Here is a 15,174-nt window from a genome sequence, read left to right on the forward strand (position 1 = left end):
CCGCACTTCCAAATCGTGCCGCACTTACTTTTGTTAACGCCGCTGTTAATGTGGTTTTACCATGGTCTACGTGTCCTATGGTACCTACGTTTACGTGGGGTTTCGCACGCTCAAATTTCTCTTTTGACATTTGATTAATACTCCGATTTATTTAGATTTACTTTTAATTACTTCTTCTACAACGTTATTCGGTGCTTCATTGTAGCAATCGAACTCCATTGAGTAATTCGCTCGCCCCTGTGTTAATGAGCGTAACGAAGTTGCATAGCCAAACATATTAGCAAGGGGAACTTGTGCATGGATAACTTTTCCTGTGAGTTCGTCATCCATTCCTTGAATGAGTCCGCGACGACTGTTTAAATCCCCAATAACATCTCCCATATATTCTTCAGGAGTAGAGACTTCAACTTTCATCATCGGTTCAAGTAAAACAGGTTTTGCTTTGCGCGCGCCGAGTTTAAAGCCTTCGGCAGCCGCTAATTTGAACGCCATTTCTGAAGAGTCAACTTCATGATATGAACCATCATACAAAGTCACTTTGATATCAACGACTGGATATCCGGCAAGAACGCCATTTTGCATTTGTTCTTGAACACCTTTGTCAACCGCGGGAATATATTCTTTTGGTACAACCCCGCCGACAATTTGGTTCACAAATTCATAGCCAAATCCGGGTTCTTGTGGCTCAATACGCAACCACACATGACCAAACTGACCACGACCGCCTGATTGGCGAACAAATTTACCTTCTTGCTCAACAGATTCACGAATCGTTTCTCGATAAGCAACTTGCGGCGCACCAACGTTAGCTTCCACCTTAAATTCGCGCTTCATGCGATCCACGATGATTTCAAGATGCAATTCACCCATTCCGGAAATAATTGTTTGTCCGGTTTCTTCATCGGTGTGCACACGGAAAGAAGGATCTTCTTGCGCCAATTTTGCTAATGCCAAACCCATTTTCTCTTGGTCAGCTTTCGTTTTAGGTTCAACGGCAACCGCAATAACCGGCTCAGGGAATTCCATACGTTCCAAAATAATCGGGGCGTTAACATCACACAAAGTTTCGCCCGTAACCACTTCTTTTAAACCAATACAAGCGGCAATATCGCCCGCATGAACTTCTTTAATTTCCACGCGAGAATTAGAGTGCATTTGCACAATACGACCAATCCGTTCTTTTTTATCTTTGACAGAGTTCAAAACAGTGGTACCCGCTTCCAACACGCCTGAATAGCAGCGCACGAATGTTAAAGTACCAACAAAGGGATCGGTTGCGATTTTAAATGCCAAAGCAGAAAAAGGTGCATCATCGGTTGACTCACGTTTTTCAGTTTCATTGGTATTAGGGTTAACGCCTTGAATTGCCGGCACATCTACTGGAGACGGTAATAATTCAATTACTTTATCCAGCATCGCTTGCACGCCTTTATTCTTAAAGGAAGAACCACACAACACAGGAATGATTTCGTTAGCGATAGTACGTTGCCGCAATCCTGCAATAATTTCTTCTTCGGATAATGTGCCGGATTCTAAGTATTTATCCATCAATTCTTCTGAAGATTCGGCGGCGGCTTCTACCAATTTTTCCCGATATTCTTCCGCTTGGGCGCGCATTTCTTCTGGAATATCGCCATATTCAAATTTAAGACCGTTGGTTTCTTCGTCCCAAATGATCTCTTTCATTTTGATAAGGTCAACTACCCCTTTGAAAGTGTCTTCAGCACCCACAGGTAATTGCAACGGCACAGCATTAGCCTTCAAGCGATCGTGCATTTGTTTGACAACGCGTAAAAAGTTCGCGCCGGTGCGATCCATTTTATTAACATAAGCGATGCGGGGAACTTTATATTTATTTGCTTGGCGCCAAACTGTTTCCGTTTGCGGTTGAACGCCACCAACAGAACACAATACCAAACAAGCACCATCTAATACGCGCAAAGAACGCTCTACTTCAATGGTGAAATCCACGTGCCCTGGAGTATCAATAATATTGATGCGGTGTTTATCAAATTGACCCGCCATACCTTGCCAGAAGCAAGTAGTCGCTGCAGAAGTAATGGTGATGCCGCGCTCTTGTTCTTGCTCCATCCAGTCCATCGTTGCGGCGCCTTCATGAACTTCGCCCAATTTATGAGAAACACCGGTATAGAAAAGAATCCGCTCCGTCGTCGTTGTTTTACCGGCATCGATGTGCGCCATGATGCCGAGATTTCGATATTTATTAATACTGGTTTCGCGTGCCACGAGACCCTCCTAATTGATTAATTGAAATGATTACCAACGGAAATGAGCAAAGGCCTTGTTCGCTTCTGCCATACGGTGTGTTTCATCGCGTTTTTTCACAGCAGCACCGCGCTCTTCCACAGCTTCTAAAAACTCATTAGCCAGTCTTTCAGCCATAGATTTTTCGTTACGATTTCTCGCAGCTTCAATCAACCAACGCATTGCCAATGCATTTTGACGAACAGGACGGACTTCCACGGGAACTTGATAGGTCGCGCCCCCAACACGGCGAGATTTTACCTCTACCGCCGGACGAACTTTATCCAAAGCCTCTTCTAAGAGACTAATTGCTTCCATATTCTTCTTTTTACCAGCAGTTTCTAATGCTTGATAAACAACTTTTTCCGCAACAGATTTCTTACCGTCAACCATTAACATATTGACGAATTTAGCAACCATAACATTGCCGAATTTTGGATCAGGCAAAATATGCCGAATCGGTGCTCGCACTCTTCTTGACATTATAAATTCCTTAAAAATTAAGCTTTAGGACGCTTTGCGCCATATTTTGAGCGCCCTTTTTTGCGGTCTTTAACGCCGGCGGTGTCTAATGCGCCACGCACAATGTGGTATCGCACCCCTGGTAAATCCTTCACCCGTCCGCCTCGAATCAACACTAAACTGTGTTCTTGCAGGTTGTGCCCTTCACCACCAATATAGGCAGTTACTTCGTACTTGTTAGTTAAACGCGTACGTGCAACCTTGCGCATAGCCGAGTTCGGTTTTTTCGGCGTTGTTGTATAAACGCGTGTACAAACGCCACGCTTTTGAGGACATTCCTGTAAGGCAGGAACATTATTTTTATCGACCAGCTTGACACGCGGCTTGCGCACCAATTGATTAATTGTTGCCATAACAGCATTCTCCAAATTTAGATACAGTAAAATCAGCGCCACCACGCCAAAGGTGCGGCATGGTACGCTGATAGTCATTGAAAGTCAAGATAATCAATCTCCTGCACTTTCCTCATCAGTAGCTTCTAAAACGCCAGCAGAACGTGACTTTTCATTCGATGACGCAGAGCCATTTAAAAAACGATCTTCATCACGCATATTTCGGCGATGTTGGTGATAAGCCAATCCCGTTCCAGCAGGAATTAATCGTCCAACGATCACGTTTTCTTTCAAACCAAATAAATCATCGACTTGCCCTAATACAGATGCTTCCGTTAAAACACGAGTAGTTTCTTGGAAAGAAGCTGCTGAAATAAAGGATTCCGTTGCCAACGAAGCCTTCGTAATCCCCATTAAAATCGGTTCATAACGGATTGGCAATTTATTTTGTGCTTGCAGACGGTCGTTTTCTTGTAAAACGCGCGTCAATTCCGCTTGTTCTCCAGCGATGAAATGAGATTCCCCCGCATCAAGAATCAAAACTTTACGCAACATTTGCCGAACGATAACTTCAATATGTTTATCGTTAATTTTTACCCCTTGCAAGCGGTAAACCGTTTGAATTTCGCGCACAATATGTTCATTTAATTCATGAACGCCTCTCAAACGCAAAATATCATGTGGACTGGGTTCGCCGTCGGCAAGAATTTCCCCTTTTCGAACTTGCTCACCTTCAAACACATTTAACCGACGCCACTTGGGAATTAAAATCTCAAAGACTTCCCCATCATCGCTATTAATCACTAAGCGTTGTTTACCTTTTGTTTCTTTACCAAAAGAAACCGTACCGGTAATTTCTGCCAAAATCGCCGGTTCTTTGGGTTTACGCGCTTCAAACAAATCCGCAACGCGCGGCAAACCACCGGTAATATCAGACAATTTTCCGGAAGCTTGCGGAATTCTCGCTAAAACATCACCAATATGAATATCATCGCCATCGTTTAAGTTGACCACGGCGCCAGCGGGCAAGAAATAGTTCACTGGAATTTCGGAACCAGCTGACGTTACCGGATTACCGTTTTCATCTAATAATTGAATCAACGGACGTTTATCTTTTGCCGAAGTAGGACGTTGTGCATTATCCAAAATCGTCAATACTGCCAATCCCGTATCCGCATCGGAAGAAGTTTGCACGGTCACGCCGTCTTCAAAATCAAAGAATGACGCTTTACCTGCCACTTCAGCAATAACTGGGTGCGTATGCGGATCCCAAGTTGCTAAAATTTGCCCTTGTTTTACTTCTTCACCGTTAGCAATATTGAGCGTCGCACCGTACGGCAATTTATAGCGTTCGCGCTCGTGCCCATACATATCAATAATAGATAATTCTCCAGAGCGAGAAATTGAAACCAGTTTGCCGTCTTTATTGACAACTGTTTTCATATTAGATAAACGCGCTACCCCATTAGTTTTCACTTCAACGCTACCGATAGAAGCCGCACTTTGCGCCGCCCCACCAATATGGAATGTACGCATGGTTAACTGCGTTCCAGGTTCACCGATAGATTGCGCCGCAATCACGCCCACCGCTTCACCGGCTGTTACTAAATGACCGCGCGCTAAATCCCGACCATAACATTTCGCGCAAACGCCGTGACGCGTCGCACAAGTAATTACTGACCGCACAAATACCCGATCAACGCCGGCTTTTTCCAAAATCGCAATTTGCGGTTCTTCCAATAAAGTGCCCGCTGCCAAAGCCACTTCACCCGTATTACCATCAATAACCGGTTCAGAAAGTACGCGTCCTAATACCCGATCAGCCAAAGAAACGACCACATCGCCGCCTTCAACTACCGCTTGAATTTCAATGCCTTCTGTAGTTCCGCAATCATCTTCAGTAATGACAACGTCTTGAGCAACGTCAACCAAACGCCGCGTTAAATAACCAGAGTTTGCCGTTTTCAGTGCCGTATCCGCCAAACCTTTCCGCGCGCCGTGCGTAGAAATAAAGTATTGCAATACGTTTAAACCTTCGCGGAAGTTTGCCGTAATCGGCGTTTCAATAATGGAACCATCTGGTTTTGCCATCAATCCCCGCATACCTGCTAATTGCCGAATTTGCGCCGCTGACCCCCGCGCGCCAGAATCCGCCATCATGTAAACAGAGTTAAACGAATCTTGTTCTACCCATTCGCCTTGACGATTTTGCAAGCGAACTTTTCCCAGCTGCTCCATCATTTTCCGCGCAACTTGATCCCCTGTGCGCGACCAAATATCGATAACTTTATTATATTTTTCGCCGCTGGTTAACAATCCTGATGCATATTGATGTTCAATTTCTTTTACTTCCGCTTCAGAACGCGCCAAAATTTCGGCTTTAGCATCAGGCACAACCATATCGCTGACGCCGATAGAAGATCCCGAACGAGTCGCGTAATGGTAACCGGTGTACATTAATTGGTCGGCTAAAATAACGGTATCTTTCAAACCCAGCTGACGATAACATTGGTTAATTAATGCAGAAATAGCTTTCTTTTTCATCGGTTTATCGATGTAAGAAAAAGAAAGTCCTTTCGGTAAAATTTGAGACAATAAAGCCCGCCCCACGGTGGTTTTTGTTCTCACCAATGTTCCTTCACCGGTGCCATTTTCTTCATAATGCGGCAAACGCACTTCAATAATGGCTTGTAAATCCACTAAACCGTTTTGATAAGCGCGTTCTACTTCTTTAACGTCGGTAAAGCGCATGCCTTCACCTTTGGCATTAATCCGTTCCCGCGTCATGTAATAAAGTCCCAAAACCATATCTTGCGACGGTACAATAATCGGCTCACCATTTGCCGGCGATAAAATATTATTGGAACTCATCATCAAAGTGCGCGCTTCCAATTGTGCTTCCAAAGATAACGGCACGTGCACCGCCATTTGGTCGCCGTCAAAGTCCGCGTTAAACGCCGCACAAGCCAACGGGTGCAATTGAATGGCTTTCCCTTCAATTAAAATCGGTTCAAATGCTTGAATACCGAGCCGGTGCAAAGTCGGCGCGCGGTTGAGCATAACGGGGTGTTGACGAATCACAAATTCCAAAGCGTCCCAAACTGCAGGTTCATCGCGTTCTACCATTAATTTGGCAGCTTTAATGGTGGAGGCAAATTCATTGGTAATTAAATAATGGAAAATGAAAGGCTTAAATAATTCCAGCGCCATACGTTTGGGCAATCCGCATTGATGCAAACGCAAAGTCGGTCCCACCACAATGACGGATCTTCCGGAATAGTCCACCCGTTTTCCTAACAAATTTTGCCGGAAACGTCCTTGTTTTCCTTTAATCATATCGGCTAAAGATTTTAACGGACGTTTATTGGTTCCGGTGACGGTGCGACCGCGGCGACCGTTATCCAATAATGAATCGACCGCTTCTTGTAACATACGTTTTTCGTTGCGCACGATAATATCCGGTGCATACAATTCTAATAAACGTTTCAAACGATTATTGCGGTTAATCACACGGCGATATAAATCATTCAAATCAGAAGTTGCAAAGCGCCCTGAATCCAACGGCACCAAAGGACGCAAATCCGGCGGCAATACGGGCAACACTTCTAAAATCATCCATTCCGGTTTATTGCCAGAATCGAGTAATGACGTCATCAGCTTTAAACGTTTTAATAAACGCTTGATTTTCGTTTCGGAATGCGTGGCGTTGAGTTGTTCGTGAATATCTTGAATTTCGTTTTCTAAGTTCATGTTTTTCAAGATATATTGAATGGCTTCCGCGCCCATCATCGCTTTAAATTCGTGACCGTACATATCAACGGCTTCTTTATAAGCATCTTCATTGAGCAATTGATGCTTTTCTAAAGGCGTCATGCCCGGATCGATGACGATAAATGATTCAAAATATAAAACGCGTTCGATTTCCCGCAAGGTTAAATCAAGTAATAAACCAATTCGTGACGGCAAAGACTTTAAAAACCAAATATGCGCCACCGGCGTTGCCAATTCGATGTGTCCCATGCGTTCGCGGCGCACAGAAGACTTGGTTACTTCTACACCGCAGCGTTCGCAAACCACGCCCCGATGTTTCAAACGCTTATATTTGCCGCACAAACATTCATAATCTTTAATGGGACCAAAAATCTTGGCGCAAAATAATCCGTCGCGTTCTGGTTTAAAAGTTCGATAATTAATGGTTTCTGGCTTTTTCACTTCTCCATAAGACCACGAGCGAATCACGTCAGGCGATGCAAGCCCAATATGAATTTTGTCAAAATCTTCCGCGATATTATGCGGTTTATACATCTCAATGAGTTCTTTCATATTCTCACCTGTCGCCTAATTAGTCTTGAGTTAAGCCGATATCAATACCGAGCGCGCGAATTTCTTTCGTTAACACGTTAAACGATTCTGGTAATCCCGGCTCGATTTTGAGATTGCCATCGACAATGTTTTTATACATTTTTGTACGTCCATCAACGTCATCGGATTTAACCGTTAACATTTCTTGCAAAGTATAAGAAGCGCCATATGCTTGCAGCGCCCAAACTTCCATTTCCCCAAAACGTTGTCCGCCGAATTGCGCCCGTCCGCCTAATGGTTGTTGGGTAACTAAACTATAAGGTCCGGTTGAACGCGCATGCATTTTGTCATCAACCAAATGGTGCAATTTCAGCATGTACATGTAACCCACGGATACTTCGCGATCAAAACGTTCACCGGTGCGTCCATCATATAAATGCGTTTGTCCGGTAGCGGGCAGTTCGGCGAGTTCTAACATTTTTTGCAAATCTTCTACTTCTTCTGCGCCATCAAAAACCGGTGTCGCCATCGGAATTCCTTGGCGAAGATTGCGGCATAATTGCCAAAAATCTTCATCGCTCAAAGCATCTAAATCTTCTTTTTTACACGCGGGATTATGGTTATACACGGCATCTAAATAACGCCGTAATTCTTTGATCGGTGCGCCTTCGTCCATCATTTGCGCCAGCCGTTTGCCTAAACCAGCCGCTGCCCAACCCAAATGCAATTCCAAAACTTGACCAATATTCATACGCGACGGCACGCCTAAAGGATTTAGCACAATATCAACCGGCGTTCCATCTTCCATATATGGCATATCTTCAACCGGCACCACCAAAGAAACCACGCCTTTATTACCATGCCGTCCTGCCATTTTGTCGCCGGGTTGCAAGCGACGTTTAACGGCTAAATAAACTTTGACCATTTTCAAAACGCCAGGAGCTAAATCATCGCCTTGAGAAAATTTGGCTTTCTTTTCTTCGTAATAATCTTGCAGCTCTTTATGTTTATCTTCGAGCAATTGCTTCATGGCGTCTAATTTTTCGTTAATCGCTTCGTCTTGCATACGAAAATCAAACCATTGTTCCGGCGTAGTTTCATCTAATAATGCCTGATCGACCGTATCGCCTGATTTGCGTTTCGGCGCTTTTTTAATGGCTTGACCTAAAAGCAAACGCGCTGCCCGATCGTGAATATCGGCAGAAAAAATCCGCAACTGATCTTTGATATCTTTGGCAATAGAATCGATTTCCATTTTTTCAATGGCTTTGGCGCGTTCATCTTTTTCAATGCCATCACGCGTATAAACGCGCACGTCAACCACCGTGCCGTCCATACCAGTCGGCACCCGCAAAGAACTGTCTTTAACGTCTGATGCTTTTTCGCCAAAAATCGCCCGCAGCAATTTTTCTTCCGGCGATTGAGAGCGCTCTCCTTTCGGCGTAACTTTTCCCACCAAAATATCGCCAAATTTAACTTCCGCGCCCACGTAAACAATGCCCGTTGTATCCAATTTTGCCAGCGCGCTTTCTTTTACGTTGGGAATATCACTGGAAATTTCTTCCGGTCCCAATTTCGTATCACGAGCGATACAGGTTAATTCTTCAATATGAATGGTAGTGAAACGATCTTCTTGCGATACGCGTTCTGAAATCAAAATTGAGTCTTCGTAGTTATAACCATTCCACGGCATGAATGCGACTAACACGTTTTGTCCCAACGCTAATTCGCCCATATCTGTTGAAGGACCGTCCGCTAAAACGTCGCCACGCGCCACAATATCGCCAGGGGAAACTAACGGTTTTTGGTTGATACAAGTATTTTGATTTGAACGTGTATATTTTGTGAGGTTATAAATATCAACCCCCAAACCGCCGGCTTGCACTTCATCGTCATTAACTTTAACTACAATACGAGAAGAATCCACGGAATCGATAACGCCGCCGCGCGCCGCTTTCACAAGCACACCAGAATCCATCGCCACCACGCGTTCCATGCCGGTTCCAACCAAAGGTTTATCCGCGCGCAAAGTAGGAACGGCTTGCCGCTGCATGTTTGATCCCATCAATGCGCGGTTTGCGTCATCGTGTTCCAAAAAGGGAATTAATGATGCCGCCACAGAAACAATTTGCCGCGGCGAAACGTCCATATATTGCACCCGACTAGACGGCATTAAAGTGAATTCATTTTCAAAACGGGTGGAAATTAAATCGTCCATAAACGCGCCGTGCTCATCTAAATGAGCGTTGGCTTGCGCGATGACGTATTTTGATTCATCAATCGCCGATAAATATTCGATTTCATCGGTGACTTTACCGTCAATCACTTTACGGTACGGCGTTTCTAAAAAACCATATTCGTTGGTGCGTGCATAAACGGCTAATGAGTTAATCAAACCGATATTCGGACCTTCCGGCGTTTCAATCGGACACAAACGACCGTAATGCGTTGGGTGCACGTCGCGCACTTCAAAACCTGCCCGTTCGCGCGTCAATCCGCCTGGTCCCAAAGCAGAAATACGGCGTTTATGAGTCACTTCGGATAAGGGATTGTTTTGATCCATAAATTGTGACAATTGCGATGAGCTGAAAAACTCTTTTACCGCCGCACCAACGGGTTTAACGTTAATCAAATCTTTGGGCGTGAGTCCTTCTGATTCGGCTTGGGCAAGACGCTCTTTTACCGTACGCTCTAAACGCACCAATCCAATACGAAAAGCATTTTCTGCCATTTCACCTACAGAACGAATGCGGCGATTGCCCAAATGGTCGATATCATCGGTGCTGCCAAAACCATCTTTAATGGCAATAAGTTTTTTCACTACGCCGATAATGTCTTCTTTGCTCAAAATGCCAGAGCCTTCGGATTCTTCGCGTCCCAAACTGCGGTTAAATTTCATTCTGCCGACGCGCGACAAATCATAGCGCGCTTCATCAAAAAATAAGCCTTCAAATAAACTATCTGCCGCTTCTTTGGTTGGCGGTTCGCCAGGACGCATCATGCGATAAATTTCTGCCCGCGCTTCAAGTTCGGTTGTGGTTTCATCGAGGCGCAAAGTATCGGCTAAATAACCGCCGTGACCGTTTTCATTAATGAGTAATGTTTGAAACTCTTTGACGCCTAATTCAACAAAACGCGTTAATAATTCTTCGGTTAATTCGCTATTTGCTGCCAAAATGAGTTCGCCGGTTTCTTTATCGACCAAATCAGTTGCTAAAAATTTTCCAACAACAAAATCAACGGGAACCGTTTGTTTTTTAACTTTTTTCTCGATTAATTGCCGCACAAATCGTGACGAAATTTTCCGCCCCATCGGCACGATCACTTCACCGTCAGCAATAATATCGAATTGCGCGAGCTCGCCGGCAAATTGTTCGGGCTCAAAAACCAGCTCTATTTTTCCGGTTTTATTGAGTTTAAAGGTTTGCTTGCTGAAGAAAATATCCAGCATTTCTTGATTACTTAAACCCAAAGCGCGCAATAAAATGGTGATTAATAATTTACGGCGGCGGTCAATGCGGCAGTAAATCAGATCTTTGACGTCAAATTCCAAATCCAACCACGAACCGCGGTAAGGAATGATGCGGGCGTTATACAGTTTTTTCCCCGAACTGTGACCTTGTCCATCATCATCGCCAAAAAATACCCCCGGCGAACGATGCAATTGCGAAACAATAACGCGTTCCGTGCCGTTAATGACAAATGTTCCGTTATCCGTCATCAGCGGAATATCGCCCATATAAACGGATTCTGATTCAACGACTTGTTTTAATTTTTTCTTGGTGCTGTTTTTGTCATAAATCGCTAAACGCATACGCACCCGCAACGGTGCCGCATAAGTAACGCCACGCAATTGACACTCGCGAACGTCAAATTCTGGTTTGCCAAATTCGTAGCCCACAAATTGCAATTCCACCATTTCATTATGACTTTTGATCGGGAAAATAGATTCAAAAGCTTCTTGCAAACCTTTTTTTGCTCTCGATTGCATGGGCACATGCTGTTGCAGAAAATCATTGTAAGAATCAATTTGCATGGAAAGGAGATAAGGCGTTTCCAACACGGTTGGACGTTTGCTGAAGTTTTTACGGATACGTTTTTTTTCGGTAAACGAATAAGTCGTCATGATAGCGGTAACCTCGGCGGATAAATTGCGCACTGCGCGAAATAAAGAGAAATCACAAAAATCGACATTGTGTTAACAGCCAACAGCCGTTAATCAATAGCGACTTTCTAAGAAAACAAAAAGTACTGACACCTAAATGCCAGTACTTTCATCGCATTCAAAAGATTATTTGAGTTCAGCTTTTGCACCAGCTTCTTCAAGATCTTTTTTGATTTTTTCAGCTTCTTCTTTGCTTGCAGCTTCTTTAATGGTTGAAGGTGCTTCATCAACGGCAGCTTTCGCTTCTTTTAAGCCTAAACCGGTAACTGCACGAACAACTTTAATAACGGCTACTTTGTTAGCGCCAGCTTCTGTTAAGATGACGTCAAATTCGGTTTTTTCTTCGGCAGCTGGAGCCGCATCAGCAGCAACTGGAGCTGCAGCAACCGCAGCAGTAACGCCGAATTTTTCTTCCATTGCTGAAATCAAATCAACAATTTCCATCACGGTCATTTCAGAAATTGCATTTAAAATATCTTCTTTAGAGATAGCCATACTAAAAAATCCTCAATAATAAAAATGATAAAAACTAAGCGTAATAACTTAAGCTGCTTCTTTGCTTTGACGCACTGCGTCCAAAGTACGTGCCAATTTGGCAACAGGTGCCAACATACACGACATAAGCATAGAAATACCTTCTTCTTTGGTTGGTAATTTCGCAACTCTTTCAAATTCACTGCCAGCTAACACTTCGCCAGAAATACTGACAAATTTGACGATATCTGTACTGATTTTGTCGTTTTCTTTAAAGAAGTCGCGCCACAAACGCGCTGCAGCTCCAGGATATTCCATTGAAAACGCCAAAACCAACGGACCAACCAATTTTTCTTCAGCAGCTTTAAATTCCGTATCGGCTAATGCTCGTCGGGCTAAAGTATTTTTTACCACACGTAAATAAACACCATTTTCCCGCGCGCGTGCATGCAATTGTGTGAGATGCGCAACGGTTAAACCGTGATATTCAGCTGCAACCAATGAATAGGCTTTGCTTGCAACATCTGCGATTTCTGCAACAATTTCTTGCTTGCTGGTTAAATTTAATCCCATTCCATACTCCTTATGGTCGGATTAGATCATATACCGCTTGATGCGGGCCTTTTTTGGTATCGCTATCTTCAAATCGATGAAGCGCATCTACCATCTATGCAGGAAATTAAGCTTAAAGCACCTGCAGTCTTTGACGATAGCTGCCACTTACAGCTATCCAAAGAATTTTTATGCATTCGTTAAACTTGCAACGTCTACCGCAATACCCGGTCCCATTGTTGTAGAAATATAGGCTTTTTGCATGTAAACGCCTTTAATGGTTGTCGGACGTAATTTATTAATTTCTGCGATTAAGGCGTGAAGATTTTCAAGCAATTTCTCAGCATCGAAATCAATTTTTCCGATCATAGCGTGCACGATTCCGCTTTTATCTGCCCGAAAACGCACTTGACCTGCTTTTGCATTTTCTACTGCCGCTTTAATATCAGCGGTAACAGTGCCCACTTTGGGGTTTGGCATTAAACCACGCGGTCCTAAAATTTGACCGAGTTGTCCAACGACGCGCATCGCGGCAGGTTCTGCAATCACGACATCAAAATCGCTGCGCCCTGCTTTGATTTCATCTGCCAATTCTTCCATACCAACGATATCGGCTCCCGCTGCTTTAGCGGCATCAGCGTTATCATTTTGCGCAAAAACAGCAACGCGAACGGTTTTACCCGTTCCATGCGGCAATACCGCGGCACCACGTACTACTTGATCAGATTTCCGCGGATCAACACCTAAATTGATCGCTACGTCAACTGATTCAACAAATTTTGCTGCAGGCATTTCTTTTAATAATTGCAATGCTTCCAACGCGGTATAAACTTTTCCGGCTTCCAGTTTTTCACGAATTGCCAAAGCACGTTTTGTTTTTTTAGCCATCGTTTTATTCCTCCACCGTTAAACCCATTGCCCGCGCACTGCCCGCGATTGTCCGAACGCCTGCTTCAATATCAGCAGCAGTCAAATCCGCTTTTTTCATTGCCACAATTTCTTCTAATTGTTTACGGGTTACTTTTCCGACTTTTTGTGTATTCGGTTTTCCGCTACCAGATTTAATGCCTGCTGCTTTTTTCAATAAGAAAGCTGCCGGCGGTGTTTTCTTAACGAAGGTAAAACTGCGATCGCTATATACAGTGATAACAACGGGAATCGGCATTCCTGCTTCTAATGATTGCGTTTCCGCGTTAAAAGCTTTGCAAAATTCCATAATATTAACGCCGTGTTGACCTAAAGCCGGACCAACTGGGGGACTTGGATTTGCTTTACCTGCTGGGATTTGCAGCTTGATATATCCTGTGATTTTTTTTGCCATGATTACTCCTTAACGGGTCATAACGCCTAAAAGGCTGCCCAATTAAATTTCCTTTTCAACTTGATTGAACTCTAGTTCAACCGGTGTGGGACGCCCAAAAATTAATACTGATACCTTCAAACGGCTTTTTTCGTAATTAACTTCTTCCACGGTGCCCGTAAAATCAGCAAAAGGACCATCGATAATTCGAAGTTCCTCGCCAATTTCAAATAAAGTTTTCGGACGCGGTTTTTCCACGCCTTCTTGCATACGATTTAAAATTTTATCGACTTCTTCTTGCGAAATAGCGGCAGGAGACTCTTTGGTACCGCCAACAAATCCAGATACTTTTGGAATGCTGTTGACAACATGCCACGTTGTATCGTTCATTTCCATTTCAACGAAAACATAGCCCGGATAAAATTTGTGTTGAGAAATACGTTTTTTATTATCTTTAATTTCAACTACTTCCTCAGTTGGAATTAAAATTTCCCCAAAACTATCCTGCAGCCCTTCTCGTTCTATTCTCTCTTGCAATGCCCGCTTCACATATTGTTCAAATTGAGAATAGGACTGCAAAACGTACCACTGCTTTGCCATTTAGAGCACCATTCTAATAAGCCAAGCAAGCAACATATCTACGGTTAATAAAAATATTGCAAAAACGATGACAACCGCAAAAACCATACCCGTTGCCCGCAACCATTCTTGTTTTCCCGGCCAAAAGACCTTACGCATTTCTATGCGCGCGCCTCTGGCTAACGAGCGTATCTTTTGCCAATATTCGGTTTGACTTAAGGCGCCAGTAGCTGAAACGCAGCCGATAACAACTGCTAAAAAACGAACGTACCACGCTTGAGCAGCAAGAAAAATAGAGCCTGAAAGATAGAATCCGCCTAAAAATAAAAATACTGCCAAAGCAGTAAATATTCCTGATAAAGGACGAGCTGTTTCGTTTTCTATTGTGGACATAATTTGGATTCTCTAAATGTTGGCAGGCGAGGAGGGACTCGAACCCCCAACCGACGGTTTTGGAAACCGCAACTCTGCCAATTGAGCTACTCGCCTATGTAGAACAAATATAAGGGCGGGTATTATATATCCGCCCCAAATAAAAGCAACTAAAATTAATTACTCAATAATTTTAGCAACAACCCCAGCTCCGACGGTGCGACCGCCTTCACGAATCGCAAAACGCAATCCTTCGTCCATCGCAATCGGGTGAATCAGTTGCACAATCATCTTCACATTATCTCCCGGCA

General features: G+C 43.8%; 13 protein-coding genes and 1 tRNA gene. All 14 read right to left on the reverse strand.

Going from position 1 to position 15,174, the window contains the following annotated elements; all coding sequences use genetic code 11:
* Positions 1-130: GTP-binding protein (locus tag AKG33_RS03445; protein WP_235503155.1), on the reverse strand; the 130-nt coding region annotated here is incomplete at its 3' end.
* A 17-nt stretch (positions 131-147) separates the two neighbouring features.
* Positions 148-2,247: an elongation factor G gene (gene fusA / locus AKG33_RS03450; RefSeq protein WP_012031573.1), complete on the reverse strand. Its 2,100-nt coding sequence runs from the start codon at positions 2,245-2,247 to the stop codon at positions 148-150.
* Positions 2,248-2,277: 30 nt separating this feature from the next.
* On the reverse strand, positions 2,278-2,748 hold the full coding sequence (gene rpsG / locus AKG33_RS03455; RefSeq protein ID WP_012031574.1) for a 30S ribosomal protein S7: 471 nt from the start codon (positions 2,746-2,748) through the stop codon (positions 2,278-2,280).
* Positions 2,749-2,765: 17 nt separating this feature from the next.
* Positions 2,766-3,140, reverse strand: coding sequence for a 30S ribosomal protein S12 (gene rpsL, locus AKG33_RS03460; RefSeq protein ID WP_012031575.1), 375 nt, complete (start codon positions 3,138-3,140; stop codon positions 2,766-2,768).
* A 93-nt stretch (positions 3,141-3,233) separates the two neighbouring features.
* Positions 3,234-7,442, reverse strand: a complete 4,209-nt coding sequence (rpoC, locus tag AKG33_RS03465; RefSeq protein ID WP_012031576.1) for a DNA-directed RNA polymerase subunit beta' — start codon at positions 7,440-7,442, stop codon at positions 3,234-3,236.
* Positions 7,443-7,461: 19 nt separating this feature from the next.
* Positions 7,462-11,547, reverse strand: coding sequence for a DNA-directed RNA polymerase subunit beta (rpoB, locus tag AKG33_RS03470; protein ID WP_050707942.1), 4,086 nt, complete (start codon positions 11,545-11,547; stop codon positions 7,462-7,464).
* Between the two features lie 165 nt (positions 11,548-11,712).
* Complete coding sequence (gene rplL, locus AKG33_RS03475) at positions 11,713-12,081, reverse strand: 50S ribosomal protein L7/L12 (protein WP_012031578.1); 369 nt, start codon at positions 12,079-12,081, stop codon at positions 11,713-11,715.
* A gap of 48 nt (positions 12,082-12,129) precedes the next feature.
* On the reverse strand, positions 12,130-12,633 hold the full coding sequence (rplJ, locus tag AKG33_RS03480; protein ID WP_012031579.1) for a 50S ribosomal protein L10: 504 nt from the start codon (positions 12,631-12,633) through the stop codon (positions 12,130-12,132).
* 168 nt (positions 12,634-12,801) lie between these two features.
* The gene (gene rplA / locus AKG33_RS03485; RefSeq protein ID WP_012031580.1) at positions 12,802-13,500 is read right to left on the reverse strand and encodes a 50S ribosomal protein L1; all 699 of its coding nucleotides are present in this window, start codon (positions 13,498-13,500) and stop codon (positions 12,802-12,804) included.
* Positions 13,501-13,504: 4 nt separating this feature from the next.
* Positions 13,505-13,933, reverse strand: a complete 429-nt coding sequence (rplK, locus tag AKG33_RS03490; RefSeq protein ID WP_012031581.1) for a 50S ribosomal protein L11 — start codon at positions 13,931-13,933, stop codon at positions 13,505-13,507.
* Positions 13,934-13,975: 42 nt separating this feature from the next.
* Positions 13,976-14,512 (reverse strand): transcription termination/antitermination protein NusG, encoded by a 537-nt coding sequence (gene nusG / locus AKG33_RS03495; protein WP_012031582.1) that lies wholly within the window; start codon positions 14,510-14,512, stop codon positions 13,976-13,978.
* Positions 14,513-14,884: a preprotein translocase subunit SecE gene (gene secE, locus AKG33_RS03500; RefSeq protein WP_012031583.1), complete on the reverse strand. Its 372-nt coding sequence runs from the start codon at positions 14,882-14,884 to the stop codon at positions 14,513-14,515.
* Positions 14,885-14,904: 20 nt separating this feature from the next.
* A tRNA-Trp gene (locus AKG33_RS03505) sits at positions 14,905-14,980 on the reverse strand.
* A 63-nt stretch (positions 14,981-15,043) separates the two neighbouring features.
* The coding region (locus AKG33_RS07165) for an EF-Tu C-terminal domain-related protein (protein ID WP_082203964.1) at positions 15,044-15,174 on the reverse strand (131 nt) is incomplete at its 5' end.

The sequence above is a fragment of the Dichelobacter nodosus genome (assembly GCF_001263335.1).
Classification (GTDB): Bacteria; Pseudomonadota; Gammaproteobacteria; order Cardiobacteriales; family Cardiobacteriaceae; genus Dichelobacter; species Dichelobacter nodosus.

Coding starts and splice junctions, on each gene's coding strand:
- rplK (WP_012031581.1), bottom strand. CDS start 13,933: ATGGCAAAAAAAATCACAGGATATATCAAGCTGCAAATCCCAGCAGGT.
- rpoB (WP_050707942.1), bottom strand. CDS start 11,547: ATGACGACTTATTCGTTTACCGAAAAAAAACGTATCCGTAAAAACTTC.
- rplL (WP_012031578.1), bottom strand. CDS start 12,081: ATGGCTATCTCTAAAGAAGATATTTTAAATGCAATTTCTGAAATGACC.
- rplJ (WP_012031579.1), bottom strand. CDS start 12,633: ATGGGATTAAATTTAACCAGCAAGCAAGAAATTGTTGCAGAAATCGCA.
- nusG (WP_012031582.1), bottom strand. CDS start 14,512: ATGGCAAAGCAGTGGTACGTTTTGCAGTCCTATTCTCAATTTGAACAA.
- rpoC (WP_012031576.1), bottom strand. CDS start 7,442: ATGAAAGAACTCATTGAGATGTATAAACCGCATAATATCGCGGAAGAT.
- rpsL (WP_012031575.1), bottom strand. CDS start 3,140: ATGGCAACAATTAATCAATTGGTGCGCAAGCCGCGTGTCAAGCTGGTC.
- rpsG (WP_012031574.1), bottom strand. CDS start 2,748: ATGTCAAGAAGAGTGCGAGCACCGATTCGGCATATTTTGCCTGATCCA.
- secE (WP_012031583.1), bottom strand. CDS start 14,884: ATGTCCACAATAGAAAACGAAACAGCTCGTCCTTTATCAGGAATATTT.
- rplA (WP_012031580.1), bottom strand. CDS start 13,500: ATGGCTAAAAAAACAAAACGTGCTTTGGCAATTCGTGAAAAACTGGAA.